The organism is Nonomuraea sp. LP-02 (genome assembly GCF_036289125.1).
Lineage (GTDB): Bacteria > Actinomycetota > Actinomycetes > Streptosporangiales > Streptosporangiaceae > Nonomuraea > Nonomuraea bangladeshensis.
Window position 1 is genome coordinate 273,252 of sequence record NZ_JAXCLK010000001.1, and the last position, 26,294, is coordinate 299,545.

The window sequence follows — 26,294 nt, forward strand, 5'->3', positions numbered from 1 at the left end:
CACACACCGGGCCAAGCCGCGACGGGTCCCCGGCGCGGGGGCGTGCATCCTTCGGCGGGGCGGCAACTCCTCCTGGGGGAGGAGTCAGCCGCCGGCGAAACGCGATATGTTGCGAGTATGACCGATCCTGGTGGGGTCCGCGCGTCCGACGCCGAGCGCGAGGCCGTTGTCGAACAACTCCGCGTCGCCTCGGTGGAGGGCAGGCTCACGCTGGTCGAGCTGACCGACCGCACGGAGGCCGCCTACTCCGCCACCACGCATGCCGAGCTCGCGCTGCTCACCCAGGACCTCCCGTCCGGCGGCGCCGTGGCCGCGCCGTCGCCCGCGTCCGCGCGGCCGGAGCGCAAGCGGCGGTGGTTCGTCGGGGTGATGGGCGACACCAAGCGGCGCGGCTCGTGGCGCATCGACCAGGAGCTCGGCGCGGTCGCCGTGATGGGCGACGTGCTGCTCGACCTGCGCGAGGCCGAGGTGCGCACCGACATGGTCGAGATCACGGCCGTCTCCGTCATGGGCGACGTGAAGATCATCGTCCCCGACGGCGTCCACGTCGACCTCGACGGCATGGCGATCATGGGTGACAAGAAGATCGACGTGCTGGAGGCCGCGCCCGGCATGAACGTCCCCGTGGTGCGGGTGCACGCCTACGCCGTGATGGGCGACGTCAAGGTGGTCGGCGACTCGCGGGCCAAGCCGCTGCGGCGCGGGTTCGCCGCCTGGCGCGAGCACTGGCGGCAGCTGCACGGCGACGACTGGCGCGAGCTCGGCCGCCAGCTCCGGCACGAGGGCCGCGAGCTGCGCCGCCAGCTCGGCGGCGAGCGCGACGGCATGGGACGTGACGGCCTCGGGCGCGGCTACTGACACACCCCAAGGGCGGGGATCAGCCGACCAGGGACACCGGGTCGCGTTGCGCGCCCTCGTACCGCTCCAGCAGCACGTCCACCAGCTCGGGCGCGGCGCCGAGCACGTCGGCCACCACGGCGGCGCCCGCCTCCAGCGCCTCCCGCCGCACCTTGTCGGCGAAGTACCCGGGCGCCAGCAGATACGGCGCCACCACCACGCGGGGCGCGCCCGCCCGCACCAGCTCCGCCACGGCCTGCGCGGGCGTGGGCCCGGCGGCCGAGGCGTACGCGGCCCGTACGGTCCACCACCCGCCGCGCCGCCACTCGCGCGCCATGCGCGAGACGACCGCGTTCGCGCGCGCGTCGCTGGACCCGGCCGACACCAGCACCACGGCGGTGTCCGGGTCGCCGGGGCGCACGCCCGCCTCGGCCAGCCGCCGCTCCAGCGCGGCCCGCAGCAGCGGGTGCGGCCCGAGCGTCGTCCCGTAGTGGACGCGCAGCCGGGGCTGGTGCGCCCGCGCCTCGTTCAGCGCCGCCGGCAGGTCCACCCGGCTGTGGTAGGCCTCGGTGAGCAGCAGCGGCAGCACCACGGCCTCCTCCAGGCCGTGCAGGGCCTGCCCGAGCGTCGGCGCGCAGTGGTCGAGGTACGCCACCCGCACGTCCAGCGGCACCTGGTCGAGCAGCGCGGCCACGGTGGCGGCGGCGCGCGGGTCACGCGACCCGTGCGCCACCGCCACCAGTGGCACGCGGCCGGGGGCCGCCCCGCCTGCCAACGGGACGAGACCCCTTCCGGGGATCACAGGTGAATGCCGCATTCGACCTTCCCCAGGCCCGCCCAGCGCCCGCTGCGCGGATCCTCTCCCTCGGCGACCTGCCGCGTGCAGGGCGCGCACCCGATCGAGGGATAGTTGTCGTAGTGCAACGGGTTGATGAGCACCCCGTTGTCGGCGATGTAGTTGTCGACGTCCTCCTGCGTCCAGGCGGCGATCGGGTTGACCTTCACCATCTGGCGCTTGGCGTCCCACTCGACGACCCGCGCGTCCTTGCGGGCCGGCGACTCGTCCCGCCGGATGCCGGAGATCCACGCGAGGTACGGCTCCAGCGCCCGGTTCAGCGGCTCCACCTTGCGCAGGTAGCAGCACAGGTCGGGGTTGCGCCCGAACAGCCGCGGCCCGAGGTCGCGGTCCTGCTCGGCCACCGTACGCGACGGCTTCACGTCGATCACGTTGACGTCGTAGACCTGGCGCACCGCGTCCCGCGTGCCGACGGTCTCGGCGAAGTGGTAGCCGGTGTCGATGAACAACACGTCCACGCCCGGCTTCACCCTGCTCACCAGGTCGATCAGCAGCGCGTCGCTCATCGAGGAGGTCAGGCAGAGCCGGTCGCCGAACGTGGCCGCCGCCCACCGGATGATCTCCCTGGCGGTGGCGCCCTCCAGGAACGTGGCGGCGGACTCGACGATGTCCTGCAGGTCGAGCGTGCCGCGCTGATCTCTTAAACCGACCTCGATGTCCACCAGCGTCATCTCGTCACTCCGATTCCCAGGAACTTCAGCTTGAAAGCGCGGGCGCAGGACCGGCAGTACCAGCCGCCGTCGCCCTCGTACGGCTCCAGGTCCTCGTCACCGCAGTAGGGGCAGTGGAAGGGAACCGCGCGCTCGCTCATCGCAGGTCCGCCTCGTCGGCCCGCTGCACCCAGTCGGCGAACGACTCGCCCTCCTTGCGCTGGGCGTCGAAGTTCTTCACCACCCGCTCGACGTAGTCGGGCAGGGCCTTGGCGGTGGTCTTCAGCCCGCGCACCTTGCGGCCGAAGCCGGCGTTGACGCCGAGCGAGCCGCCCAGGTGGATCTGGTAGCCCTCGACCTGGTCGCCGTTCTCGTCCACGACGAGCTGGCCCTTGAGCCCGATGTCGGCGACCTGGATGCGGGCGCACGAGTTGGGGCAGCCGTTGACGTTGATGGTCAGCGGCTCGGCGAACTCGGGCAGCCGGCGCTCCAGCTCGTCGATGAGCTGGGCCGCGGTGGCCTTGGTCTCGACGATGGCCAGCTTGCAGTACTCGATGCCGGTGCACGCCATCGTCTGGCGGCGGAAGGTGGAGGGACGCACCTGAAGGTCGCTCGCCTCCAGCTCGGCCACGATCGAGTCGACCTGGTCCGGCGCGACGTCGAGGATGACCATCTTCTGCTCGACGGTCGTGCGCACCCGGCCGGAGCCGTGCCGCTCGGCGATGTCGGCGATCCTGTGCAGCGCGTCGCCGTCCAGCCGGCCCACCTTGGGGGCGAAGCCGACGTAGAAGTTGCCGTCCTTCTGCGGGAAGACGCCCACGTGGTCGCGGCGGCTGCCGCGCGGCTGCTCGGGGGCGGGCCCGTCGGGCAGCGGCGCCTTCAGGTATTCGGTCTCCAGGATCTCGCGGAACTTCTCCACGCCCCAGTCGTTGACCAGGAACTTGATCCGCGCCCGGTGCCGCAGCCTGCGGTAGCCGTAGTCGCGGAAGATGCCGATCACGCCCTCGTACACGTCGGCCACCTGCTCGGGCCGGACGAACGCGCCGAGGCGCTTGCCGAGCATCGGGTTCGTGGACAGGCCGCCGCCCACCCACAGGTCGTAGCCGGCCTCGCCGTGCTCGTTGACCACGCCGACGAAGGCCACGTCGTTGATCTCGTGCACCGTGCAGTGCGCCGGGCAGCCGCTCACCGCGGACTTGAACTTGCGCGGCAGGTTCGAGTACGCCGGGTTGCCGATCACCCGCTCCTGGAGCTCGCGGATCTGCTCGCTCGCGTCCAGCACCTCGTCGACGTCGATGCCGGCCAGCGGGCAGCCCAGGATCACGCGCGGCGTGTCACCGCACGCCTCCGTCGTGGACAGGCCGACGGCCTCCAGCCGCTCCCAGATGTCCGGCACCGACTCGATCTCCACCCAGTGGAGCTGGATGTTCTGGCGGTCGGTCAGGTCGGCGGTGCCGCGGCCGTACTCGTTGGAGATGTCGGCGATCGTACGGAGCTGGGCCAGGTCGAGCTGGCCGCCGTCGATGCGCACCCGCAGCATGAAGTAGCTGTCGTCGAGCTCCTCCGGCTCCAGCACCGCGGTCTTGCCGCCGTCGATGCCGGGCCTGCGCTGGGTGTAGAGGCCGTACCAGCGCATCCGGCCGCGCAGGTCGGCCGGGTCGATCGAGTCGAACCCGCGCTTGGAGTAGATGTCGATGATGCGCTGGCGGACGTTGAGCCCGTCGTCGTTCTTCTTGTTCTCCTCGTTCTTGTTCAGCGGCTCCCGGTAGCCGAGAGCCCACTGGCCCTCGCCACGCGGGCGCTTGTGATGCCGGCTGGCGGGTGTGCGGCTGGCAGGGGTGCTCATTGCGCGTCCTTCGATTCATGGGCGCGCGCAAGGGCCCTACCTGGCCTCGTCATCGAGGGGCAGGAAGTTCCAGGAGGGTCGCGACGCGCTCAGCGGCAGAGAAAAAGCAGGAGTTAGCGGGCGTCGCAACAGATGGCACTGCGGACACGCTGGAGGTCGACGTGGCGTCGACCGACGAGCATGGGGTCCGCTGGCATGTCTCCGACGATACCTTGGGGGTCCGGGATGTCCAAGACCGGGTCCAGAGTGTGGGACTGTCCGAGTTCAGGGCCGCTTTCGGGGGCTACCCCTGGCGTGGCCAGTCGAGCTCGGATTCCACCGGCCGATCGGGGCTCTGGTGCTGGCAGTCGCACCAGGAACCGCCGCGGCAGTCCTCGTGGCGCTTGTCCTTGCAGCTCTCGCAGATCACGTCTCCGATTATTCTCCCAGAACGTTGCTCGGGTTAGGCTGGCGCGCGTGGACCTCATGGCCGAGCTGCTCGACGACCTGCGCGCCGAGACCGCGTCACTGGAGCGGCTGCTGGAGCCGCTGCAGGACGACGACTGGGAGCTTCCCACGCCCGCCGCGGGCTGGGCCGTCCGCGACCAGGTGAGCCATCTGGCCTGGTTCGACGAGGCCGCCACCCGGGCCGTCACCGACCCCGACGGCTTCACGGCCGGCCTGTCCGGCGTCACCTCCGTGGACGACCTCGCCCGCCAGGCGCGCGGCATGACGCCGGCCGAGCTGCGCGAGTGGTTCCGCGCCGCGCGCGGGCGCAGCATGGAGGTCTTCGCCGGACTGGACGCCCGCGACCGGGTGCCCTGGTTCGGGCCTCCCATGTCGGCCGCCTCCTTCGTCACCGCGCGCCTCATGGAGACCTGGGCGCACGGCCAGGACGTGGCCGACGCGCTCGGCGTCGTCAGGGAGCCCACGGACCGGCTCAGGCACGTCGCCACGATCGGCTACCGCGCCCGGCCGTACGGCTTCGCCGTGCGCGGCCTGCCCCCGCCGGCCGAGCCGGTGCGGGTGGAGCTCGTCATGCCCGGCGGCGGCGTCTGGACGGCCGGCCCCGCGGACGCCGCGAGCGTCGTACGCGGCCCGATGCTCGACTTCTGCCTCGCCGTCACCCAGCGCATCCACCTGTCGGACACCGGTCTGGAGCTCGTCGGCGAGCCGGCGCGGGCCTGGATGGAGATCGCCCAGGCGTTCGCGGGACCGCCTGGCGAGGGACGGCCGCCGCGCTCCTCCTGACCGGGGGTCCTCAGGGTGCGATCAGGGTGGTTCCCCGATGCCGGCGGCCCTCCAGGGGGTGACATGCTGGAGATATGCGCACTCTGCTGAACGTCATCTGGCTGGTGTTCGCGGGGATCTGGCTGGCGATCGGTTACGCGCTGGCGGGGATCATCTGCTGCATCCTGATCGTGACCATCCCGTTCGGCATCGCCTCGTTCCGGATCGCGGCGTACGCGCTCTGGCCGTTCGGCCGCACCGTCGTGCGCGACCCGGACTCCGGGGTGTTCTCGTTGATCGGCAACATCATCTGGTTCGTGGTCGCCGGCGTCTGGCTCGCCATCGGGCACGTCGTCACCTCGATCCCGCTGTTCCTCTCCATCATCGGCATCCCGATGGGCGTGGCGAACCTCAAGCTGGTGCCCGTCTCCCTTCTTCCGCTGGGAGCCCGCATCGTGGACATCGACTAGGGCAGGGGCCAGGGACGTAAGCTGTCCCGAAGAACCACTGCGAACGTTGGGTGCCATGACGTCCACCGATGCGCCTCCCCGGCTGAAAAAGCGGCCGAAAAAAGGGTTGGTCAGGCATGCCCGGGCCACGCTGAGCTGGGTGCTCGACACCAACGCGTGGGCGATCGTCCGGGCGTCGACCAACGCCGGCGTCGCCTACCGGGTGACCGGGCTGGCCGGCGAGGCGGCGTTCTTCGCGTTGCTGTCGCTGCCGCCGTTCGTGCTCGGCCTGATCGGGGTGCTCGGCAAGATCGGCACCTGGGTGGGCGGCGGCGTGGTCGACGAGGTCAAGACCTGGGTGATCCATCAGGCCGGCCTGCTGTTCACCCAGGAGGCGGTCAACAAGGTCGTCAACCCGCTGATCACCGACGTGCTCAGCGACAACGCGAGCAAGGTGTCGATCATCTCGCTGGGCTTCCTGCTGTCGTTGTGGTCCGGATCGCGGGCGCTCTACGTCTACGTGGACCTCATCTCCGTCGCCTACGGCCTCGGCGAGGAGCGCGGCATCATCCGCACCCGGCTCATGTCCTTCGGCCTCTACATCGTGGGCCTGGTCATCGCGATCATCATCATGCCGATCCTGGTCGTCGGCCCGACGCTGCTCAAGGACGCGCTCCCCGCGCAGTACGGCGTCATGATCGACATCCTCTACTGGCCCGTCGTCACCATCGGGTCGGTGCTCTTCCTGACCGTCCTCTACCACGTCAGCGTCCCGGTGCGCACCCGGTGGTTCCGCGAGCTGCCCGGCGCGATCCTCGCCCTGTTCCTCTGGATCGTCTGCGCCGCCGTGCTGCGCGCCGTGCTGGCCGCCTGGTTCTCGCCCGTCTCCGTGTACGGCTCCCTGGCCGCCCCCATCGCGGTGCTGCTGTGGCTCTACATCACGGCTCTCGCCGTGCTCATCGGGGCGATTCTCAACGCCGAGGTCGATCGGCTGTGGCCGGGAGAAAGCCGTACCAAATAGCGCGGATTGGACGCCGGGTTCGACGGCGGCGTCGCCTACCTCGCCACCGAGTACGTCGAGGGCCCCTACCTCTCCGCCGTGGTCCGCCAGGCGCCGCTGACCGGCGCGAACCTGGAGGCGCTCGCCATCGGGGTGGCCACCGCGCTGACCGCCATCCACCAGGCGGGCGTCGTGCACCGCGATCTCAAGCCGTCGAACGTGCTGCTCAGCCCGGTCGGGCCCCGGGTCATCGACTTCGGCATCGCCCAGCTCGCCGAGCCCTCCGGGGACGCGCCCGCGACCGTGGCCCAGGGCATGGGGACGCCCGCGTACATGTCGCCCGAGCAGGCGAGAGGCGAGCAGGCCACGCCCGCGAGCGACGTCTTCTCCTGGGGCTCGCTGGTCGCGTACGCGGGCACCGGCCGCCCGCCGTTCGGCACCGGCGGGGTGGCGGAGGTCGTCTACCGGGTGATCCACCATGCCCCCGCGCTGGACGGGCTGGACGAGCGCATCCGGCCGCTCGTGGAGCGGGCGCTCGACAAGGACCCGGCCAGGCGGCCGAGCGCCCAGCAGCTCATGGACCTGCTCATGGGGCGCTCGGCGGTGCCGGTGGACGCCGTCACCAGGGCGGTCTCCGAGACCTGGACGCCCGTCGTCACCCCGTCCACGCGGCAGGCCCCGCCGCCCCCTCCGGCCGGGCGGCGCCTGCTGCCGACCGTCCTGGTCGGCGTCGCCGCGGCCGTGCTCGGCGTGGCCGCCACGCTCGCGGTGCTCCGTCCCTGGGAGGAACGGGGAGGCGGGTCCGGCGAGCCCACCGTGGCGGCCACCCTCGACGCCGCGGGCAGCAGGCTCGGCGTGCGGATCGACGCGCTGACCCGGCTCGGCAACGGCGCGCTCGACTTCTCCGTCTCGGCGGTCAACCTCATCCCGCCCGGCGTCGCGGAACCGATCCACCCCGCCCGCAAGATCGGCTCCTGCCAGTGCACCGAGATGGGGGCCGCGTCGTTCGGCGGCGGGGATCGGATGCGCATGTACGCGATCTTCGAGAACGTCCCCGAGGACGTGGACAAGGTCGACGTCGACCTCAGGGTGCTCGGCGTCCTGCGCGACGTCCCGATCACGCCGGCGTGACCGTACGAGCGGGGCGGATGCGCTGATAGGAGCGGGGAAAGCCCACCGCCGCATCCGCTATCGTCTACAGCGAGACGCGACTGGCGCATTGGGTGGGATCGACCACCAGGGAGCGAAAGGAGCGGAGGCCGGGCGCCTGGGTCTTCGCAGTCGTCAACGATGACAGGGGAGTCATGGGTTCTCTCGCTAGCGTCGACCCGCAGATCGCCGACCTCATCAAGGCCGAGGAGCGCCGTCAGGCCGACACGGTCAAGCTGATCGCCTCGGAGAACTACGTCTCCAAGGCCGTGCTGGAGGCCACCGGCACCGTCCTGACCAACAAATACTCCGAGGGCTACGCGGGCAAGCGTTACTACGAGGGCCAGCAGGTCATCGACCAGATCGAGACGCTGGCCATCGATCGCGCCAAGTCGCTGTTCGGGGTCAACCACGCCAACGTCCAGCCCTACTCGGGCTCGCCCGCCAACCTCGCCATCTACCTGGCGTTCCTGCAGCCGGGCGACACCGTGATGGGCATGGGCCTGCCCTTCGGCGGCCACCTCACCCACGGCTGGTCGGTCTCGGCCACCGGCAAGTGGTTCAACTCCGTCCGCTACGGCGTGCGCAAGGACACCGGCCGCATCGACCTCGACGAGGTCCGCGAGCTCGCCCTGGAGCACCGGCCCAAGCTCATCTTCTGCGGCGGCACCGCCATCCCGCGCACCATCGACTTCGAGGGCTTCGCGGCCATCGCCCGCGAGGTCGGCGCCGTGCTGGCGGCCGACATCGCGCACATCGCCGGCCTCGTCGCGGGCGGCGCCCACCCCTCCCCGGTGGGCCACGCCGACGTGATCTCCACCACCACGCACAAGACGCTGCGCGGCCCGCGGGGCGCCATGCTCATGGCGACCAGCGACGAGCACGCCACGGCGCTCAACAAGGCCGTCTTCCCCGGCCTCCAGGGCGGCCCGCACAACCACACCACCGCCGCCATCGCCGTCGCGCTGCACGAGGCCGCCCAGCCGGCCTTCCGCGACTACGCCCACCAGATCGTCGCCAACGCCAAGGCCCTGGCCGACGAGCTGGCCAGCCGCGGGTTCGACCTCGTCTCCGGCGGCACCGACAACCACCTCATCCTGCTCGACCTCACGCCCAAGGGCATCGGCGGCAAGCCGGCCGCCCAGGCGCTCGACCGGGCCGGGCTGGAGACCAACTACAACACGGTGCCGTTCGACCCGCGCAAGCCGTTCGACCCGTCGGGCATCCGCATCGGCACGCCGTCGGTCACCTCGCGCGGCATGGGCGAGGCCGAGATGCGGCAGATCGGCGCCTGGATGGACGAGGTCGTCACCGCCCTCGCCAAGGGCGACGCCGAGGACGTCATCGCCCGCGTCCACCGCGAGGTCAGCGAGCTCACCTCGCAGTTCCCGGCCCCCGGCCTGTAAACCCGGCCTGTAACAAGCCGCGAACGCCCCGCCGCACGGGCTCCGTGTGCGGCGGGGCGCCCGGCGCGAGCGGAGCAGGCCGGATCGCCCCGCTCGCGGTGGCCGCGCGATGCTCCGGGGAGCGCCACGCGGCCGGGGACGGCCGGCGGGGGACGGGACCGAGTCGCCCCCCGCCGGGCCTCAGCTCAGGAAGACGTAGTCGGCGCCGTAGGGCGCCCTGACCTCCGTCCCGGGCTCGCACGGCCCCGCCGGGGGCGTGCCGCCCGTGGTGTTGACCCGCAGGACCTGTACGGCCCGCGCGAGCAGCCCCTCGGCCGCGCCCCCTCGTAGCGGGCGGGGGCGGCGGCGATCCGCCGCAGGACCTCGGGCGGGACCGGCGTCACCCCCGAGACGCCGGTCACGTTCTCCGGCAGGGCGCCCGCGAACAGGGTCGCCACGGCCGGTCTGGTGACGCCCTCGCGCGCCACCAGACCGCCGGTCACGGGCGTGGGGGCGCCGGACCAGGACGCGGCGTACGCGAGGGCGGCGCCCGCGGGCTGCAGCCACCAGGTCGCCCGTCCCTGCGGGGTCGTCGCCGCGGTGAGGGTGGCCTGGTCCGGGCCGTTCAGCACGCCGTTCCAGCGGGCGGCGAAGGCGATCTCGTCCCCGCTGATCCGCAGGACCGTCGTCCGCCGAGGCGGGCGCGGGCGCGGTCAGCAGCGCGGCGGCCAGCATCAGGCAGGAAACGGCTGACCTTCGTACGGACATGGACAACCCCCGCGTTCAGACCCGGACGGTCAGCAGCCGCTTGCCCGTCGAGGTCACCACCTCGAAGTGGTCGATCTCCTTCAACGGTGTGGCGCTGCCACCGTGCATGTAGAGCGGATCGGGCGAACCCGGCACTCCGTACCCGGCCGTGGGCACGGCCCAGCCGGTCATCACCCGCCGCTCGCCCGCCCGGCCGACCGAGACCAGCTCGCACTGGAGCGGCCCTTTGACGCCGGCCAGCCTGAGCGCGGCGTGCGTGCCCCAGCCCTTGGACTCGACCACGAGCCCGCCGGTGACGCCGTCCACGCCCTTGCCCTCGATGGGCCGCCCGTCGGCGTAGAACTGCTCGGCCGGGCCCATGTGGCTGGCGTGACCGGAGTGGTCCCGCGCGAGCTGGGCGGTGCTGCCCCCGGCGAGCTGCGTGCCGACGGTCAGCCCGCCGGCCACCAGCGTGACCGCGGCGGCCATCCCGATGATGAACGTCCCCCTGCGCGTCCGCCGGTCGGCGGCCCTTTTCCGGCGCATCAGGTCGATGGCCGGGCCGGCCGCGGAGTCGTCGCCGGACGGGAACAGGTCGCGCACGGGCCCGAGGCCGTCCAGCGCGCTGGCGACCCCCGCCAGGTCGGAGAGCTCGGCCCGGCAGCCGCCGCAGTGCAGGAGATGGGTCTCGAACGCCGCTTTGTCCTCCTCTTCGAGCAGGCCGAGCGCGTACACGCCCACGTCCGTGTGCTCGACTCCCGCCGTCATGCCGTCACCCCCCTCTCCTCCAGCGCGATCCGCAGCGCGCGCACGGCGTAGTACACGCGGGACTTGACGGTGCCCACCGGGATGCCGAGCGCCGCGGCGGCGTCGTTCACCGACCGGTCCCGCAGGATCGTCTCGTTGAGGATCTCGCGGTGGGCCGGCGACAGCGCCTTCAGCGCCTCTGTCACGACCACCTGGTGCAGCAGCCCCTCCATCTCGTCAGGAACGGGCATGCTCTCCAGCGGCCCGTCGCCCGACTCCCGCGGGCGTGCGTCCCTGCGGCGCCGGTCGTCGATCACGATCCGCCTGGCCACCGTGGCGAGCCAGGGCATCAGCGAGACCGCGTCGGGATCGAGCCGCTCGGCGCTGCGCCAGGCCCGGATCATGGTCTCCTGCACCACGTCCTCCGCCCATTGCCGATCGCCCGCCGTCAGCCGGATCACGAAGCCCATCAGGGGGCCGTGATACTCCCGGTAGAGCGCGGACACGGCCACCTCGTCGTCGGGCACCTCGTGCTCCGGTCGCACGCGCCGGATCCAGTGGCGTGCGCGCGGCTTGCCCTGCGCGGTGGCTCCGTCGGCCGAGGGCGGGGGGTACGTGCTCGTCCGCATGTGCTCCCCTTTCTCGTGTCCGTCGCGAGGAGGTACGGGGAGCCGGCCTGGCGCGGTTCAACGAAACGCCAGACCAAAAAGGTTTGCCTGCGGGAAGCGGGATGCGTAGAGTCGTCCCGTTCGAACGATCGAGGAGGTGAGGACCATGCGGGTCGCCCTGTTCCGCGTTCCGTCCGTCCACCTCCGGGTGCGCGGCTGACGCCGCCCCGGCTCTTCTCTTCCTTCTCGATCAAAGGTTCTCACTCCAGTGTCTTCTTTTGACCTTTCCCTGCTCGGCTGGACCGATTCGCGCGCCGCCGAGCTGCCCGACGGCACCGTCCCCGCCCGCGTGGCCAGGGTCGACCGCGGCGCCGCCGAGGTGATCGCGGCCGACGGCCAGCACCACGTCCGCTACTCCGCGCCCGTACGCCGGGCCTCGGCGGCCGACCCGGTCGCGCTGCCCTGCGTCGGCGACTGGGCGGCGCTGCGGCTGCTGCCCGAGGGCCGCTACGAGCTCGACGCGGTGCTGCCGCGCAGCACCGCCTTCGTCCGTGGCGGCGTGAGCCGCGACTCGATCGGTGGCCTGTCCGGCGACGGCCAGGGCCAGGTGCTCGCCGCCAACGTGGACGTGGTCTTCGTCGCCGAGCCGTCCATGCACTCCACCGACTTCGCCGACCTCGGCCGTATCGAGCGGCTGGTCGCGCTCGCCTGGGAGTCCGGCGGCACGCCGGTCGTGCTCGTCACCAAGTCCGACCTGTTCGACGACGGCCTGGACGACCTGCTCGCCGACGTCCGCACGGCCGCGCCCGGCGTGGACGTGCACGCCGTCTCGTCGCTCCGCGGCGAGGGGGTCGAGCTGGTTGGCTCCTACCTCGGCGGCTCCCGCACTGCGGTCATCCTCGGCCCGTCCGGGGCCGGCAAGTCCACCCTGGTCAACGCGCTGGCCGGCGCGGAGGTCATGGAAACCCAGCAGGTACGCGCCGCCGACGGGCGCGGCCGGCACACCACCGTGCACCGGGAGCTGATCCCGCTGACCGGCGGCGGCATCGTCATCGACACGCCGGGCATCCGCAGGATCGGCCTGTACGACATGAACCAGGGCGTCGACCTCGTCTTCTCCGACATCGAGGAGCTGGCTGAGCGGTGCAGGTTCGGCGACTGCGGGCACGACGGCGAGCCGGGCTGCGCGGTCGTGGCCGCCTTGGAGAGCGGCGAGCTGCCGGAGCGGCGCCTGGAGAGCTGGCGCAAGCTGCAGCGGGAGGCGGCCTGGATGGCGTCCAGGACGGACGCGCGGCTGCGCAAGGAGCAGCAGAACAAGTGGAAGATCATCACGAAGGAGATGCGCCGCTCCGGCCGTAGCCGGCCCTGACGCCGGACGTTCCGCCGCCCTCCCGGCCTTGACCAGGGCCGGAGGGGCGAGGGACGGGGGCTGGTGGGTAGGGCAGAGAGCATGGAGCTCTTCGCGGACCGGGCCGAGGCCGGCAGGCGTCTGGCCGAGCGGCTGCTGGACGTCCACGATCCCGTGGTGCTGGCGCTGCCGCGCGGCGGCGTGGCGGTGGCGGCCCCCATCGCGCGCCGGCTCGGCGTGCCCCTGGACGTGCTCGTGACCAGGAAGATCGGCTATCCGCGGCAGCCCGAGCTGGGCGTCGGCGCCGTCGCCGAGGGTGGCGAGCCGGTGTTCGACCGGACCTTGCTGCGCCGGCTCGGCATGACGCCCGAGTCGGTCGCGGACGTGGTGGAGCAGGAGCGGCGCGAGCTGGCCCGCCGGGTGCGCGTCTACCGTGGCGACCGGCCGCTGCCCGCGCTGGCGGGCCGCGAGGTGATCGTCGTGGACGACGGCCTGGCCACGGGCGGCACGGCGCGGGCGGCGCTGCGGGCGGTGGCCGCGGCCGGGCCCGCGAGGGTGACGCTGGCGGTGCCGGTGGGGGCGCTCGGCACGGTGGAGTCGTTGCGCCACGAGGCCGACGAGGTGGTGGCGCTGCTCACGCCGGTGGACTTCCGCGCGGTTGGCCAGTGGTACGTGCACTTCGAGCAACTTACCGACGCCGACGTGCTGGACCTGCTGGAGCAGGCCTGAGCCGGGGCCGCGCGATCAGTTGGCGAGCACGGCCCAGACGAGCTTGCGGCTGGTGCCGGTCGTGAGCCAGCCCCATCCGCTGCAGAGGGCGTCGACCAGCCGCAGCCCGCGCCCGAACTCGGAGAACACGTCGGGCGTGGCGGCCACCGGCACGGTGCGGCTGTGGTCGGTCACGACGCAGGCGAGCTCGGGGCCGTGGGTCAGCAGCCGGAGCTGGGCGGCGCCGCCGCCGTGCCGGATCGCGTTGGTCACGAGCTCGGAGACCACGAGCTGGCACTCGAAGGCGATGTCGCCGACGCCCCACGAGCCCAGCGTCCCGTCGACGAAGCGGCGGGCGGTGGCGACGCAGGCGGGCTCCAGCGCCGTCCGTTCGTGAAAGGGGAAGACGGCGTCACACTCACCGGGGAGGCCGTCCACCAAGATGGAGAACAGCCAGCCGGGAGGCCGGGCACCGATGGCGGCTTGCGGCCGAGCGTCGAAAGTCGTCATTCTGGCCCCCGAAGCGCGGTCTGGTGATCCAATGCCCATCTTTACGGGGAGCGCTTACCAATGCAAGACTTTTCGTAGTTTACGGATGCGAATCGCATCTGCACGTGCAGATGATCTAGGAGCGGTACGGTGAGCGCAGAGAGCGCGGAGGGGAAGCTTCTCAGCTATGCGCCGGGGAGCCCGACGGTGCTGCGGATCCTGCTCGGAACCCAGCTTCGCCGGCTCCGTACGGAGAAGGGTATCTCGCGCGAGGACGCCGGATACTCGATTCGCGCTTCTCACGCCAAGATCAGCCGGCTGGAGCTCGGTCAGGTGAGCTTCAAGCAGCGTGACGTGGCCGACCTGCTCACCCTGTACGGAGTCACCGACCCCGGCGAGCGCCAGCAGCTCCTCGACCTCGCCAAGCAGGCCAACGCCCCTGGCTGGTGGCACAAGTACGGCGACGTGCTGCCCGCGTGGTTCGAGGTCTACATCGGCCTGGAGGGCGCGGCGTCGAGCATCCGCACCTACGAGAACCAGTTCGTCCCCGGCCTGCTGCAGACCGCCGGCTACGCGAGGGCGGTCATCGAGCTCGCCCACGAGAAGGCGACGAGAGCCGAGCTGGACCGCCGGGTCGCGCTGCGCACCACCCGGCAGCGGCGGCTGGAGAGCGGCCTGACGCTGTGGGCGGTCATCGACGAGGCGGTGGTGCGGCGCACGCTCGGCGGCCCCGACATCATGCGGGCCCAGATCGCGCACCTGCTGGACGTCACGGCCGAGCGCAACGTCACCGTCCAGGTCATGCCGTTCGACCGGGGCGGGCACGCCGCGGCGGGCGGGCCGTTCAGCATCCTGCGCTTCCCGGAGCGGGAGCTGCCCGACGTGGTTTACATGGAGCAGCTCACCAGCGCCCTCTACCTGGACAAACCTGCCGACTCCGACAACTACATGGAAGTCATGGACCGGCTCAGCGTCCAGGCGGAGACGCCGAAGGAGACGCGGCGCTTCCTGGAACGTCTCATTCAATGACCTGCTGATATCCCTGTGATCCACTCCATACCGGATTTTTGGTCGTCCGGTATATGGAGGTCTTCGTGCTGCCGTATTGTCCTTTCGCAAACGCGGATGCACGTGCATCCGTAAGATCGCGAGGAGCTGCCCCCATGCACGAGTTCCGGAACGGAACCCCCGCCGGCCGCCTTCCCGTCGTCTGGCGCAAGAGCAGGCGGAGCAACCCCAACGGCAACTGCGTCGAGGTGGCGACCCTGCCCAACGGGGAGATCGCCATGCGCAACTCACGCTTTCCCGAAGGGCCGGCCCTGGTCTACACCCCCGCGGAGATCGCCGCGTTCGTGCTCGGGGCCAAGGACGGGGAGTTCGACGACCTCATCGTGTGAGGCCGGGGTTACCGGTCAGTCCCGGGGCGCGCTGTACCAGCGCCACTCCGTGCGGCGCGGGCGCCCCGGGAGCTCGGCGCGTCCCGTCGCCCACAGCAGCGCCGGCCACGGCTCGGCGTCCTCGGGGGCGTCGGGGAAGAGCCGGTCGAGCACCCGCGCGCACACCTCCGCGGGTGGTTCCCACGTCAGGCCGAGCCCCTCGGCCAGGTCGTGGGTGTGCACGAGCGTCTCCACGAGCCCCATCGCGGCGAAGCCCTCGGGATCGGCGTCACCGAACCCGTGATGGGCGAGCACGTCCGGCGGCGCGGTGCGCACCATCGCGGCCAGCAGCCCGCCGCACGCCTCCACCACCTGCAGCAGCCCTTCCGGCCCGGCCTCGGGCCGGGTGCGGATGGTCTCCACGGGCGCGCCCTCCCTGCGGGCGCTCACCGCGAAGGGGACGTAGCCGTCCAGCGGCGGGCGTCGCGGGCCGAGCTGCGCCGCGTAGGCGAACAGGTCGTCGGCCAGGTGGTCGGCGGTCTCGCGGCACGTCCACTCCAGCGAGCCCGCCCTGCGCTCCCACGCGCCCGCGGGCGCGCCGGCGAGCAGATCGACGGCCAGATGGACGACCCGCAGCAGGTCGTCGGCCGTCACCGGAGTCCGCTTCGTCCGTGCCATGCCGGGCACTCTAACGCGCGCGGCCGGTGACCCCCGATCGGGGGTCACCGGCCGCGCGCGTTCGGTGCCGAAGACGAGGAGAACCCGAGCGCCCGGCGGCTAGTGGGGGCCGCCGTGCGTCGGGTTCCTCGTGGTTCGTGTGCGCCTGATCAGGCAGTTGCCCCGACCGGGTTCGCCGGAGCCTGGTCGTGGGACGCCAGGCTCCGGTTCATCGGGACAACTGCGCGATCACGCGATGATGGTGTTGCTGCCGGGTGAGGTGTCAGGCCGCGGAGATGCCGGCGCTGGCCGCGCGGCGCATGCGACGGCGACGCTCGCTGGCGCGCTCGTCCTCGTTGAGACCGCCCCACGTGCCGTACTTCTCCGGCCGGGACAGCGCGTAGTCAAGGCACTCGTTGCGGACGGGGCACTGGGCGCAGATCGCCTTGGCCTTCCGCTCACGTACGTCACGCTCGGGCTGCCGCTCCCCGTCGGGGCCGAAGAAGAGCACGAGGTCCTCACCCCGGCACGCGGCATCATCCTGCCAACCCCAGCTGGGGCGCGGGCGGGCGAGCTGCCGACGTACCTGAGACATGAGAAAACCACCTTCGTGAGAGGTATTTCGGTAATTGAGCCGCATTGGACGCTTTTGGCGTCACTGTTCCAACGCAAGGAGGAGCCGTGATGTTCCCTGATCAGGCGAGGGCGGGCGTGGCGTACCGCACAGGCGTGAGCCTGTCCAGCGAAACCAGCCGGTAGGTCATGATCGTCTCGGCGCAAGCCGTACCACACGGCGTCGTGAACGCCGATGGCTCAACCACAACCTGGAACCGTACGTCACCGTGCCGCTTCGTGCGCACTCGCACGATGGCTTCGGTGACGTCGCCGTCCGTCCTGGAGGATTCCACGGCCACCGCGCCGACGGAGCACTCTCCCGTATGGGCTCGGGCGAAGTGCTCGACGGCTTGCAATGGCTCAGGGATGCCCGCGCGTCCCCGGTAGCGGTCGAGGATGACCTCGCCCGACCGGTACGCGTTAGCCGCTGCCAGTGCAGCAGCCTGAGACATGCTGCCGTAGAAAATTCCGTGTGGCAAGCACACGAGGTTGGCGGCGTAGCGATCGCCGCCAACGTGTGACGTTTCCCATACTCTGTCCGGCAAGTTTTCGGCCAGGGACCGAGCGAGGGGTAGTCCAATGCGGGCGCAGCACACATTGCGCTTGGCGTGCGTGCAGACCAGAAATACCGGCTCGTCTTCCAGTATGCAGGACCCTGGGACCACTCCGGCCACCAGCGCGTCCAGGTCAAGATCTTCGGGACCTGCGACGATGCCGCTCGCGAGCCAGGGGCGCTCTCCTGCCGCGTACGCGAGTAGCACACGGATCCCCTGCTCCCGTGGGCGGGTCCGGCGGCCGGGACGGCGGATCAGCTGGGGCCTGATACCGCGTTCGAGCGCCCTGCGGACCAGTTCTGAAATTTCTTCAGCAAGTTCGAAGCTTTCCAGGTGGGAGGGCCAGGGGCCGGGATACTCGACGAGCAGCCACAGCCGGGCGCCCACGGTGGCGCTGGCAAGCGTGGGCACCTCCCCGGTGTGGCACCCGAACGGATGGTCGCAGCCCTTCGCCAACGCCGGTCCTCTCTCCGTCGCCTGTTAATTAGGTAAGACTAACCTAACGGATAGGCGACATCAGAGGTGGGTGATTCGCGCAAGCACGTCACGTGTCGCGGGCAGAGCGCGCTCCCTGTCCTCTTTGACCAGGCCGATTCTGGTCCGCCGGTCCAGCAGGTCGCTCGCGTCGAGCGCGCCCTCGTGCCGGACGGACCACAAGAGCTCGCCCACGGTGATGCCGAGGCCGACCTCCTCCGGATGCGCCCGTACGAGCTCGTGGACGGCGGCCGCCTCGCCGCCGTAGCGCTCGGTCAGCCGGGCGGGCACGTCGTCCGCCGCGGCACGTGGCTCCGCGCCCACGAGCGGGATGCGCCGGGTGCTGCTTCGTCCTGCCCGCAGGTTTCCGCAGGAAACCGCACGATCAACCGCGTCCTCCGCCATGCGACGGTATGTGGTGAGTTTTCCGCCGACGACGGTGACGAGGCCGCCCTCCGACAGCACCGCGTGCCGCCGGGACAGGTCGGCGGTGCGCCCGCCCGCCGCGTCACCCCCGGCGTCGTCGGTCGCCAGGAGCGGCCTCAGGCCCGCGTACGCGCCCGCGACCGCCTCTCTGGCCACCCGAGTCCCGAGAACCCCGTTCAGCACCTCCAGGAGCGCTGTGACGTCCTCCTCGGGGGCCTCGGGAACGTCGGGCACCGGCCCGTCCACGGGTTCGTCGGTGAGGCCGACGTACACGCGGCCGTCGTGCTGGGGGAGAACCAGGGCGAACCGGTTGGTCTCGCCGGGAAGGGGCAGATGCACGCCGGCGATCAGGCCGGGCAGCGTCCCCGGCCGCAGCACGAGGTGCGTGCCACGGGACGGGCGCAGCCGTACGTGGGGGTCCAGGGTTCCGGCCCACACGCCGGTGGCGTTGATCACCGTGCGGGCGCGGATCTCGAACTCCTCGCCGGTCAGCTCGTCGCGTACGGCGACCGTCATCCCGCCGTCCGGGCCGGTAATGCGCAGGGCGCGGCAGCGGGTCAGCACGCGGGCCCCGCGCGCGGCGGCGGTCCTGGCGATCGCCACCACCAGGCGGGCGTCGTCGAGCAGTCGGCCGTCCCAGGACAGCAGCGCGCCACGCAGGCTCCCCGCGGGGGCGACCGGGACGAGCGTGTGCGCCCGCGCCGCGTCCAGCCGGGACGGGCCGGGCAGCAGGCGGCGCGGGGTGCGGGCGGCGGCCCGCAGCGCGTCGCCGAGCCGGTAGCCGGACATCACCAGCGCGGCCTGCTTCCGTGAGACGGCGGGGGTCAGCGGCAGCGCGTACGGGTGCGCCCTGACCAGGTGCGGAGCCGTCCTGCGCAGCAGGATCCCGCGCTCGACGGCGCTCTCGTGCGCCACGCCCACCTGGCCCTTCGCCAGGTAGCGCAGCCCGCCGTGGATCAGCTTGGAGCTCCACCGCGAGGTGCCGAACGCCAGGTCGTGCGCGTCGATCGCGGCCACGCGCAGGCCGCGCGCGGCGGCGTCCAGCGCGGCTCCCGCGCCGGTCGCGCCCAGCCCGACCACCAGCACGTCGAGCCGTTCCTCGGCGACCCCGCGCAGCTCACGGGCGCGGCGGGCGGCGTTGAGCGAACTGTCCAAGATAGGCCTCCAGCAGGGCGGCGAGCTCGGCGTCGAGCTCGTCCAGGGTGACGGGGTCGAGCATGGTGGGCGCCGACAGCAGGAACGACTGGGCCACGAGCAGCACGGCCCGCGCCCTCGCCGGGTCGCCGACGGCCGGCTCCAGGAGCTCCAGCACGGCCTCGTGGGTGGCGCCGCGCCGGTCGAGCAGGTAGGGGAGCAGCAGGTCGGGGTCCGCCTCGACGATCTTGCGCCAGAGGGGGTGGGCGCGCAGGCTCCGTACGCCCTCGACGACCGCCGGGACCGGGTCGCCGAGGTCGAGCCCGGACAGCACCCGCACCCACTCCCGCGTCATCAGGTCGGCGACCAGGGTGCGCACGTCCGGCCAGCGGCGGTACAGCGTCATCCGGGACACGCCCGCCCGCCGCGCCACGTCCGTGAGCGTCGTCCTGCGGACGCCGTAGGCCAGCACGCAGTCGCGAGCCGCGTCCAGAACGCCGTCATTGTGACGATTAGCCGTCATGTGTCACAGTGTACGCATGACCCGAGAACCGATGCTGTGGTGCGGCTGGGGCGACCCCGCCAAGGCCCGCGAGCTGCCCGAACAGGTACGCGGGCTGCTGCGCGACCTCCTGGGCGTGCGGGCCCCCGACGCGCCCGCCGCCGCCCTGGAGTCGGTACGGCTGCCACCGGTCGCCCTCACCCCGGCCCACCTGGAGGCGCTGGCCGGGGTCGTCGGGGCGGAGCACGTACGGACCGGGCACGAGGACCGGGTCCGCCACACGCGCGGCAAGTCCACCCCCGACCTGCTGCGCATCCGGGCCGGCGACGGCTCCGACGCGCCCGACGCCGTGGTGCTGCCCGGCTCGCACGAGGAGGTCGCCGGCCTGCTCGCCCTCTGCGCGCGCGAACGCGTCGCGGTCGTGCCCTTCGGCGGCGGCACCTCGGTGGTGGGCGGGCTCGCCGCGAGCGCCCGCGACGGCTTCGCCGGCGTGATCGCGCTCGACCTGGCGCGGCTCGACCGGCTGCGCTCGGTGGACGCCGAGTCGATGACCGCCGAGTTCGAGCCGGGCCTGCGCGCCCCCGACGCCGAGCGGCTGCTCGCCGCGCACGGCCTGACCCTCGGCCACTTCCCCCAGTCCTTCGAGTACGCCACGCTCGGCGGCTTCGCCGCGGCCCGCTCCAGCGGCCAGGCATCCGCCGGCTACGGCCGCTTCGACGACATGGTGGTCGGCCTCACCCTGGCCACGCCCTCCGGCACGCTCGAACTCGGCCGCGCGCCCAAGTCGGCGGCCGGCCCCGACCTGCGCCAGCTCGTGCTCGGCTCGGAAGGCGCGTTCGGCGTCATCACCGCGCTGCGGCTGCGCGTGCGCCGGGCCCCCGCCGAGCGGGTCTACGAGGGCTGGCGCTTCCCGTCCTGGACGGCCGGGTCGGCGGCCGTGCGGGCGCTCGCCCAGGACGGACCGACGCCCACCGTGCTGCGGCTGTCGGACGAGACCGAGACGATGATCGGGCTGGCGAAGCCGGACGCGATCGGCTCGGGCGGCTCGGGCGGGTGCCTGCTGGTGGCGGGCTACGAGGGCGCGTCGGTGTCCGCGCGGCGGGACGCCGCGGGGGCCGTGCTGGCGCGGCTCGGCGGCGAGCCGCTGGGGGAGGAGCCGGGACGGGCGTGGGAGCACGGGCGCTTCTCGGCGCCGTACCTGCGGGACTCGCTGCTCGCCGCCGGGGCCACCGTCGAGACGCTGGAGACCGCCGGGTTCTGGGCGGACCTGCCCAGGCTCTACGACGCGGTCCGGCTCGCGCTGCTCGGCGCGCTGGGCTCGCCGCTGGTGATGTGCCACATCTCGCACGTGTACGAGACCGGCGCCTCCCTCTACTTCACCGTCGTCACCCCCCAGGACGGCGACCCGGTGGCGCAGTGGGAGCGGGCCAAGGCCGAGGTGAACGCCGCCATCGTGGCCGCCGGCGGCACGATCTCCCACCACCACGGGGTCGGCCGCGACCACCGCGACGCCTACGCCGCCGAGATCGGGCCGCTGGGCGTCGCCGTGCTCCAGGCGGTCAAGGCCCGGCTCGACCCCGCCGGGATACTCAACCCTGGCGCGCTGGTCGCCGCTCCGTAGGCCGTCAGCCCGGCGGCCGGTTGTCCCGGTCGGCCTCCTCCAGGGTGGCGGCGGCCTCGCTGAAGCGGTTGAGCGCCTCCTCGACGCTCGCCAGGTGACGCAGCGCCTGGACCAGCGGGGCGCCGCCGCGTTCGCGCGTGAGCGCCACCGCCTCCTGGGCGAGCGGGAGGGCTTCGACGGCCTGGCGCCGGTCGAGCAGCATCAGGGACGCCGTCCAGAGGCAGCGGGCGAGCAGCGCGTCGTGCTCGCCGGGGAACCTGCGCCGGAGGACCCTGCACTTGGCGATCGCCTCGCTCATGACGTTCAGTGCCGCCCTGCCCCACTTGGGACGGGTGGCGGCGAGGGCGAGCAGGCCCTCGATCTCGGCCGTCTCCGCGGTTCCCCTCCGGGTCGCGTCGTCCGGGCCGTTACGCGTCATGGGAGCCTCCCCTCGGTGGTCCCAACCGCTTGCTTGGGGGGTGAGGGTACACCATTGTGAACCTTCTGTGTTCTTCACGGCACGGAGCGTCCATGATGCGTGAAGGGTGGAGTGAGGTAAAGATGTGTTCATGGTGGAAGCGGCGGCCGAGCGTGGAAAAAGGCTCTCTTCGCGGGAGTCTGAGGAAGGAGCGGGATGGGCCTGCTCACAGATGGGCACATTCGCGGCGTTAAGACCGGATGACCGGGGCTTCACCTGGCTCAACGCGAGCACATTATGGCGCTCGCGCAACGAGATCCTGGCGGGGCTGTTCGGGGATCCGTCGGGCGAGGTGCGGGCGCGGTGGGTGGCGGAACAGGAAGTCCGCGGGGTCGATCCGGAATTTCGCATCAGGCCGCCCGTAAAGGGAAATTTCGATTTCCTCCTGCTGGGTGACACCGGCGAGGGCGACGCCTCCCAGTACGCCGTCGTCCCCCCGATGCTGAAAGTGGGCGCAGGCACCGCTTTCGCCGTCATCGCCAGCGACGTGATCTATCCGACCGGATCCGGCAACGAGTACGGCGCCAAATTCTTCCGCCCGTACAAAGACTACGACGCCCCCATCTACGCGATCCCGGGCAACCACGACTGGTACGACGGCCTCGGCGGCTTCATGCGCGTCTTCTGCGACGCGCCCCCGCTCAAGCCCAAGCCCGACCGCGGCCTGCGCGGGCTGCTCTGGCGCAAGCCGGAGACCATCGACGAGACCCTGCTGAAGGAGGCCCGCGCGCTGCGCGGCCGGCCGTCCCAGCAGGGAGCCCAGCCGGGGCCCTACTGGGCGATCGAGACCGACAGCCTGCTCATCGTCGGCGTGGACACCGGCATCAAGAACGTCATCGACGAGGGCCAGACCGCCTGGCTGCGCCGGGTCTCGCTCGACCCGCGCCCCAAGATCCTGGTGACCGGCAAGCCGATCTACGTCAACAACGCGTACAAACCGTCGGCGCTGGAGGGCGGCGGCACGATCGACGACATCGTCCGCGACCCGGCGCACCGCTACGTCGCGGCCATCGGCGGCGACGTGCACAACTACCAGCGCTACCCGGTCCGGGTGGGCGACCGGGTCATCCAGTACGTCGTCTCCGGCGGGGGCGGCGCGTTCATGCACGCCACGCACACCATCGACCGGGTCGACGTGGCCGAGGTGGCCGAGGACGACTTCAAGTGCTATCCGCTGCGCGGCGACTCGCTGTCGTACTACAGCCATCTCTACGCCCGCAGGCTCCGCATGAGGTGGCTCTACCTGCGGCCGCGGGAGGCGGTGTGCATCTCGGCGGAGCGGATCGGGAACGAGCCGCCCCGCACGCCCGAGGGACCGGTCGAGGTCACCCGCCGGATGCGGTGGGCGGCGCGGCTGCTCGGCGCCTGGCCGTGGCCGCTGCGGCTGCCCGTGGGCAAGACCAACCACCGCTTCCTGTCGGAGCTGTCCGACTGGGACGCGCCGCCGTTCTTCAAGCACTTCCTGCACGCCTCGGTGACGCCGCGGGAGCTGACGCTGCGGTGCTTCGCCGTCACCGGCTGCCTCGCCCAGGAGCTGGAGCCGCCCGTCGAGGACGAGGTGCGCATCAGTCTGTCGTAGCCGTTTGGCACCCTTGAGCACGTGTACGTGGTGGTCGCCGGAGAGACGGTGCTCCCGGTCGGGGGCGAGGTGAGCCGTCCCGCCGACCTGGCCGCGGCCGTGCGGGAGATCGAGGCGGCCGAGCGGCCCCGATGGGCGTGGGCCGACACGCGCGAGACCTATCCGGCGCTGCTGGAGTCAGGGGTGCGGGTCGGCCGTTGCCACGACCTCGCGCTCACCGAGGGCCTGCTGCTCGCGTACGAGGGCCGCCACGGCGAGAGCCGCACGGCGAGGGCCGCCCACGCGAGGCTGCGCGGGCTGCCCGTGCCGGAGGAGCCGCCGAGCCCGCCCGGCACGCTGTTCGCGCCCGAGCCGATGGCGGCGGAGGCGGTGGCCGAGGTGCTGGCCGACCAGCTCCGGCGCGTCGCGGCGCTGCCCGAGCCCGGCAGGTTCCGGCTGCTGGTGGCCGCCGAGTCGGCGGGCGCGCTGGTGGCCGCCGAGATGGCGCACGAGGGCATGCCCTGGCGCAAGGACCTGCACGACGAGCTGCTGACCGGCCTGCTCGGGCCGCGTCCCGTGCACGGCATGCGGCCGGCCAGGCTGCAGGCGCTGGCCGACGAGGTGGCCGCGGCGTTCGGCCGGCCGGTCAACCCCGATTCGGTGCGCCAGCTCGTCAAGGCGTTCAAGGACGCGGGGGTCGAGCTCAAGAGCACCCGTTCGTGGGAGCTCAAGCGGGTCGAGCATCCCGCCGTGACGCCGCTGCTGGCCTACAAGGAGCTGGCCAGGCTGTTCAGCGCGCACGGGTGGGCGTGGGCCGACCAGTGGGTGCGCGGCGGGCGGTTCCGCCCCGAATACGTGGTGGGCGGCGTGGTGTCCGGGCGGTGGGCCACCAGCGGCGGCGGCGCGCTGCAGATCCCCAAGGTCATGCGCCGCGTGGTGGTGGCCGACGAGGGCTGGACGCTGGTCGTGGCCGACGCCGCCCAGCTCGAACCCCGGGTGCTCGCCGCCATGGCCGGTGACGTCGGGCTGGCGAGGGCGGCGGGCGAGATCGACCTCTACTCGGCGCTCGCCACGTCCTTCGGCGGGCAGCGCGACCACGCCAAGATCGCCATGCTGTCGGCGATGTACGGCGGCACCAGCGGCGACGCCTCCAAGCTGCTGGCCGTGATGCGGCAGCGCTTCCCGAAGGCCTACCAGTTCGTGGAGGACGCCGCCAAGGCGGGGGAGGAGGGCCGGCTGGTGCGCTCGTGGCTGGGCCGCACCAGCCCGCCGCCGTCGGCGCGCTGGCGTGAGCTCGTGTCGGGGCCCGAGGGCGGGCGCGCGGCCCGCGACCGGGGCCGCTTCACCCGCAACTTCGTGGTGCAGGGCACCGCGGCGGAGTGGGCGCTCGCGCTGCTCGCGGTGCTGCGGGGGCTGCTGCCCGAGCCGGCCAGGCTGGTGTTCTTCCAGCACGACGAGGTGATGGTGCACTGCCCGCGCGAGCAGGCCGACGAGGTGATCGCGGCGGTGCAGGCGGCCGCCGCCGAGGCCACCCGCCTGCTGTTCGGCGGCACCCCGGTCCGCTTTCCGATGGAGGCGGTGGCCGTCACCTGTTACGGCGACGCCAAATGAGCCTTCCGGTCACGGGCGGGAGCGCACGGCCAGGAGCCAGAGCCCGGCGAGGGCGACCATGACGCCGACGACCAGGCCCAGGACGCCGTAGGACAGCGCGCCGACGATCGCGCCGGCGACGATCGTGCCGGTCGCGCCGCAGACGTTCATGATCAGGTCGGACAGTCCCTGGACGGAGGGGCGGCGCTCGATCGGCACCGACTCGGTGACCAGCGCCGAGCCGGCGACCAGCCCGCACGACCAGCCGAGGCCGAGCAGGAACAGCGCCGCCGTCACCTGCCCGACCCGGTGCCCGGCGGTGCCGGCGAGCGCGGCGGCGATCACCAGCAGCGCCGTGCCGAGCAGCAGCACGGGCACCTTGCCCACCTTGTCCGCCAGCCAGCCGACGAGCGGCGAGAGCATGTACATCCCGGCGATGTGCAGGCTGATCACCAGGCCGATGACGTCCAGCGTGGAGCCGTCGTGGTGGAGCTTGACCGGGGTCATCGACATGACCGACACCATGGCCGTGTGGCTCACCGCGATCATGACCAGGGCGCGGCGGGCCGCCGGGGTGGTGCGCAGGGTGTCCCAGGCGGTGCGGATCGTCCGGTTCCCGGCGGGTCCGTCCTCGGCCGTGCCGTCGAGGCGGCGGGCCAGCCGGAGCGGGTCAGGGCGCAGCAGGCCGAGGATGATGATCATCGCCACGGTGAAGGCGAGCGCCGCGAACGCGAACGGGCCCGCCTTGTCCACCAGCCCCAGCCTGATGCCCATCAGGTCGGTGGGTTCTGCCAGGTTGGGGCCGGCGACGGAGCCGATGGTCGCGGCCCAGACGACCAGCGACAGGTGCCGGGCCGAGCGGCCCTTCGGCGACAGGTCGGTGGCCGAGTAACGCGCCGCCAGGCCGCCCGCGCTGCCGCCGCCCACCAGCACCAGCCCGGCGAGGAGCAGCGGCCAGGTGCGCAGGCTGATGGCGGTCACCGAGATCGCGCAGCCGGTGAGTGCGGCAGCGTACGCGAGGGTGAGCCCCGCGCGGCGCCCGCCCCTGCCGGAGGCCTTGGCGGTGGGCAGGGCCAGCAGTGCCGCGCCGAGCGTGGTCGCGGTCCCCGCGAAGCCGCTGATGACCGTGGACCCCGACAGCTCGTCCACGACGACCGAGCTGAGCGCGAGCCCGACCGCGACGCCCACGCCGCCCATGATCTGGGCCGCCGACAACACGCCCAAGGTGCGGCGTTGGATGCTCCGGATCCGGTCAGGCGGGGATTGGGCGGGCGTGGTAGGGGCGCTGGTCACCTGTGAAGT

The 26,294-nt window shown here is 72.4% G+C and carries 29 protein-coding genes and 1 riboswitch; of the genes, 13 read left to right on the forward strand and 16 right to left on the reverse strand.

Going from position 1 to position 26,294, the window contains the following annotated elements; translation table 11 throughout:
- Positions 1–117 precede the first annotated feature (117 nt).
- Complete coding sequence (locus SMD20_RS01270) at positions 118–858, forward strand: DUF1707 SHOCT-like domain-containing protein (RefSeq protein ID WP_329573971.1); 741 nt, start codon at positions 118–120, stop codon at positions 856–858.
- A gap of 19 nt (positions 859–877) precedes the next feature.
- On the opposite strand, the gene SMD20_RS01275 is transcribed toward SMD20_RS01270, so the two are convergent.
- From SMD20_RS01275 to SMD20_RS48310, 5 genes are all read right to left on the reverse strand, one after another.
- On the reverse strand, positions 878–1,654 hold the full coding sequence (locus SMD20_RS01275) for a sirohydrochlorin chelatase (protein WP_442942428.1): 777 nt from the start codon (positions 1,652–1,654) through the stop codon (positions 878–880).
- Entirely contained in the window at positions 1,636–2,364 is a 729-nt protein-coding gene (locus SMD20_RS01280; protein ID WP_020540752.1) for a phosphoadenylyl-sulfate reductase, read from the reverse strand. The genes SMD20_RS01275 and SMD20_RS01280 overlap by 19 nt, the downstream gene beginning before the upstream one ends.
- Positions 2,361–2,504: an Insertion element protein gene (locus SMD20_RS01285; RefSeq protein ID WP_329573976.1), complete on the reverse strand. Its 144-nt coding sequence runs from the start codon at positions 2,502–2,504 to the stop codon at positions 2,361–2,363. The genes SMD20_RS01280 and SMD20_RS01285 overlap by 4 nt, the downstream gene beginning before the upstream one ends.
- Positions 2,501–4,189: a nitrite/sulfite reductase gene (locus SMD20_RS01290; RefSeq protein ID WP_329573978.1), complete on the reverse strand. Its 1,689-nt coding sequence runs from the start codon at positions 4,187–4,189 to the stop codon at positions 2,501–2,503. The genes SMD20_RS01285 and SMD20_RS01290 overlap by 4 nt, the downstream gene beginning before the upstream one ends.
- Before the next feature lie 113 nt (positions 4,190–4,302).
- Positions 4,303–4,656 carry a putative leader peptide gene (locus tag SMD20_RS48310; RefSeq protein ID WP_442942430.1) on the reverse strand — a complete coding sequence of 118 codons (354 nt, stop codon included), beginning with the start codon at positions 4,654–4,656 and terminating at the stop codon, positions 4,303–4,305.
- Between SMD20_RS48310 and SMD20_RS01295 the strand changes: the two genes are divergently transcribed.
- The 5 genes from SMD20_RS01295 (at position 4,646) to glyA (ending at position 9,402) form a co-directional block, all read left to right on the forward strand.
- Positions 4,646–5,419 carry a TIGR03084 family metal-binding protein gene (locus SMD20_RS01295; RefSeq protein ID WP_329573980.1) on the forward strand — a complete coding sequence of 258 codons (774 nt, stop codon included), beginning with the start codon at positions 4,646–4,648 and terminating at the stop codon, positions 5,417–5,419. The two genes, SMD20_RS48310 and SMD20_RS01295, sit on opposite strands and share 11 nt — an antisense overlap.
- A gap of 74 nt (positions 5,420–5,493) precedes the next feature.
- A complete protein-coding gene (locus SMD20_RS01300) occupies positions 5,494–5,868 on the forward strand; it encodes a YccF domain-containing protein (protein ID WP_329573982.1) in 375 nt (124 codons plus the stop codon).
- 139 nt (positions 5,869–6,007) lie between these two features.
- A complete protein-coding gene (locus SMD20_RS01305) occupies positions 6,008–6,868 on the forward strand; it encodes a YihY/virulence factor BrkB family protein (protein WP_329573984.1) in 861 nt (286 codons plus the stop codon).
- 6 nt (positions 6,869–6,874) lie between these two features.
- Positions 6,875–7,978, forward strand: a complete 1,104-nt coding sequence (locus SMD20_RS01310) for a serine/threonine-protein kinase (RefSeq protein ID WP_329573986.1) — start codon at positions 6,875–6,877, stop codon at positions 7,976–7,978.
- A gap of 66 nt (positions 7,979–8,044) precedes the next feature.
- A riboswitch (ZMP/ZTP riboswitch) is annotated at positions 8,045–8,127 on the forward strand.
- Between the two features lie 24 nt (positions 8,128–8,151).
- Positions 8,152–9,402, forward strand: a complete 1,251-nt coding sequence (glyA, locus tag SMD20_RS01315) for a serine hydroxymethyltransferase (protein WP_329573988.1) — start codon at positions 8,152–8,154, stop codon at positions 9,400–9,402.
- A gap of 180 nt (positions 9,403–9,582) precedes the next feature.
- On the opposite strand, the gene SMD20_RS01320 is transcribed toward glyA, so the two are convergent.
- The 3 genes from SMD20_RS01320 to SMD20_RS01330 are packed head-to-tail and all read right to left on the reverse strand — an operon-like array spanning position 9,583 to position 11,504.
- The gene (locus SMD20_RS01320; protein WP_442942431.1) at positions 9,583–10,149 is read right to left on the reverse strand and encodes a DUF3455 domain-containing protein; all 567 of its coding nucleotides are present in this window, start codon (positions 10,147–10,149) and stop codon (positions 9,583–9,585) included.
- 15 nt (positions 10,150–10,164) lie between these two features.
- Positions 10,165–10,896: an anti-sigma factor family protein gene (locus tag SMD20_RS01325; protein ID WP_329573992.1), complete on the reverse strand. Its 732-nt coding sequence runs from the start codon at positions 10,894–10,896 to the stop codon at positions 10,165–10,167.
- Positions 10,893–11,504: a sigma-70 family RNA polymerase sigma factor gene (locus SMD20_RS01330; RefSeq protein WP_442942432.1), complete on the reverse strand. Its 612-nt coding sequence runs from the start codon at positions 11,502–11,504 to the stop codon at positions 10,893–10,895. The genes SMD20_RS01325 and SMD20_RS01330 overlap by 4 nt, the downstream gene beginning before the upstream one ends.
- 247 nt (positions 11,505–11,751) lie before the next feature.
- On the opposite strand from SMD20_RS01330, the gene rsgA reads away from it, so the two are divergent.
- Together rsgA and SMD20_RS01340 are read left to right on the forward strand one after the other, a co-directional pair.
- Entirely contained in the window at positions 11,752–12,852 is a 1,101-nt protein-coding gene (rsgA, locus tag SMD20_RS01335) for a ribosome small subunit-dependent GTPase A (RefSeq protein WP_329573994.1), read from the forward strand.
- An 81-nt stretch (positions 12,853–12,933) separates the two neighbouring features.
- Positions 12,934–13,560, forward strand: a complete 627-nt coding sequence (locus SMD20_RS01340) for a phosphoribosyltransferase (protein WP_329573996.1) — start codon at positions 12,934–12,936, stop codon at positions 13,558–13,560.
- A 15-nt stretch (positions 13,561–13,575) separates the two neighbouring features.
- Here SMD20_RS01340 and SMD20_RS01345 read toward each other — a convergent pair whose 3' ends face one another.
- Positions 13,576–14,049, reverse strand: a complete 474-nt coding sequence (locus SMD20_RS01345) for an ATP-binding protein (RefSeq protein WP_329573998.1) — start codon at positions 14,047–14,049, stop codon at positions 13,576–13,578.
- Between the two features lie 129 nt (positions 14,050–14,178).
- Here SMD20_RS01345 and SMD20_RS01350 point away from each other — a divergent pair, with 129 nt between their 5' ends.
- Positions 14,179–15,057, forward strand: a complete 879-nt coding sequence (locus SMD20_RS01350) for a helix-turn-helix domain-containing protein (RefSeq protein WP_329574000.1) — start codon at positions 14,179–14,181, stop codon at positions 15,055–15,057.
- A 134-nt stretch (positions 15,058–15,191) separates the two neighbouring features.
- A complete protein-coding gene (locus tag SMD20_RS01355; protein ID WP_020540739.1) occupies positions 15,192–15,425 on the forward strand; it encodes a DUF397 domain-containing protein in 234 nt (77 codons plus the stop codon).
- Positions 15,426–15,440: 15 nt separating this feature from the next.
- On the opposite strand, the gene SMD20_RS01360 is transcribed toward SMD20_RS01355, so the two are convergent.
- The 5 genes from SMD20_RS01360 to SMD20_RS01380 all read right to left on the reverse strand — a co-directional run bounded on the left by SMD20_RS01360 (position 15,441) and on the right by SMD20_RS01380 (position 19,787).
- Positions 15,441–16,082: a maleylpyruvate isomerase N-terminal domain-containing protein gene (locus SMD20_RS01360; RefSeq protein WP_329574004.1), complete on the reverse strand. Its 642-nt coding sequence runs from the start codon at positions 16,080–16,082 to the stop codon at positions 15,441–15,443.
- A gap of 262 nt (positions 16,083–16,344) precedes the next feature.
- Entirely contained in the window at positions 16,345–16,656 is a 312-nt protein-coding gene (locus tag SMD20_RS01365; RefSeq protein WP_080036407.1) for a WhiB family transcriptional regulator, read from the reverse strand.
- Between the two features lie 100 nt (positions 16,657–16,756).
- Positions 16,757–17,686: a sucrase ferredoxin gene (locus SMD20_RS01370; RefSeq protein WP_329574005.1), complete on the reverse strand. Its 930-nt coding sequence runs from the start codon at positions 17,684–17,686 to the stop codon at positions 16,757–16,759.
- A gap of 60 nt (positions 17,687–17,746) precedes the next feature.
- Positions 17,747–19,285 (reverse strand): glycerol-3-phosphate dehydrogenase/oxidase, encoded by a 1,539-nt coding sequence (locus SMD20_RS01375; RefSeq protein WP_329574007.1) that lies wholly within the window; start codon positions 19,283–19,285, stop codon positions 17,747–17,749.
- On the reverse strand, positions 19,248–19,787 hold the full coding sequence (locus SMD20_RS01380; RefSeq protein ID WP_329574009.1) for a TetR/AcrR family transcriptional regulator: 540 nt from the start codon (positions 19,785–19,787) through the stop codon (positions 19,248–19,250). Before SMD20_RS01380 ends, SMD20_RS01375 begins: the two co-directional genes overlap by 38 nt.
- Before the next feature lie 31 nt (positions 19,788–19,818).
- On the opposite strand from SMD20_RS01380, the gene SMD20_RS01385 reads away from it, so the two are divergent.
- Positions 19,819–21,387 carry an FAD-binding oxidoreductase gene (locus tag SMD20_RS01385; RefSeq protein WP_329592389.1) on the forward strand — a complete coding sequence of 523 codons (1,569 nt, stop codon included), beginning with the start codon at positions 19,819–19,821 and terminating at the stop codon, positions 21,385–21,387.
- A gap of 4 nt (positions 21,388–21,391) precedes the next feature.
- Here the strand turns inward: SMD20_RS01385 and SMD20_RS01390 are convergent, their stop codons facing one another.
- On the reverse strand, positions 21,392–21,805 hold the full coding sequence (locus SMD20_RS01390) for a hypothetical protein (RefSeq protein WP_329574011.1): 414 nt from the start codon (positions 21,803–21,805) through the stop codon (positions 21,392–21,394).
- Positions 21,806–22,016: 211 nt separating this feature from the next.
- On the opposite strand from SMD20_RS01390, the gene SMD20_RS01395 reads away from it, so the two are divergent.
- Positions 22,017–23,423: a metallophosphoesterase family protein gene (locus tag SMD20_RS01395; protein ID WP_329574014.1), complete on the forward strand. Its 1,407-nt coding sequence runs from the start codon at positions 22,017–22,019 to the stop codon at positions 23,421–23,423.
- Between the two features lie 21 nt (positions 23,424–23,444).
- Positions 23,445–25,013, forward strand: a complete 1,569-nt coding sequence (locus tag SMD20_RS01400) for a bifunctional 3'-5' exonuclease/DNA polymerase (RefSeq protein ID WP_442942433.1) — start codon at positions 23,445–23,447, stop codon at positions 25,011–25,013.
- A gap of 9 nt (positions 25,014–25,022) precedes the next feature.
- Here SMD20_RS01400 and SMD20_RS01405 read toward each other — a convergent pair whose 3' ends face one another.
- Positions 25,023–26,285 (reverse strand): MFS transporter, encoded by a 1,263-nt coding sequence (locus SMD20_RS01405; protein ID WP_329574016.1) that lies wholly within the window; start codon positions 26,283–26,285, stop codon positions 25,023–25,025.
- Positions 26,286–26,294 lie beyond the last annotated feature (9 nt).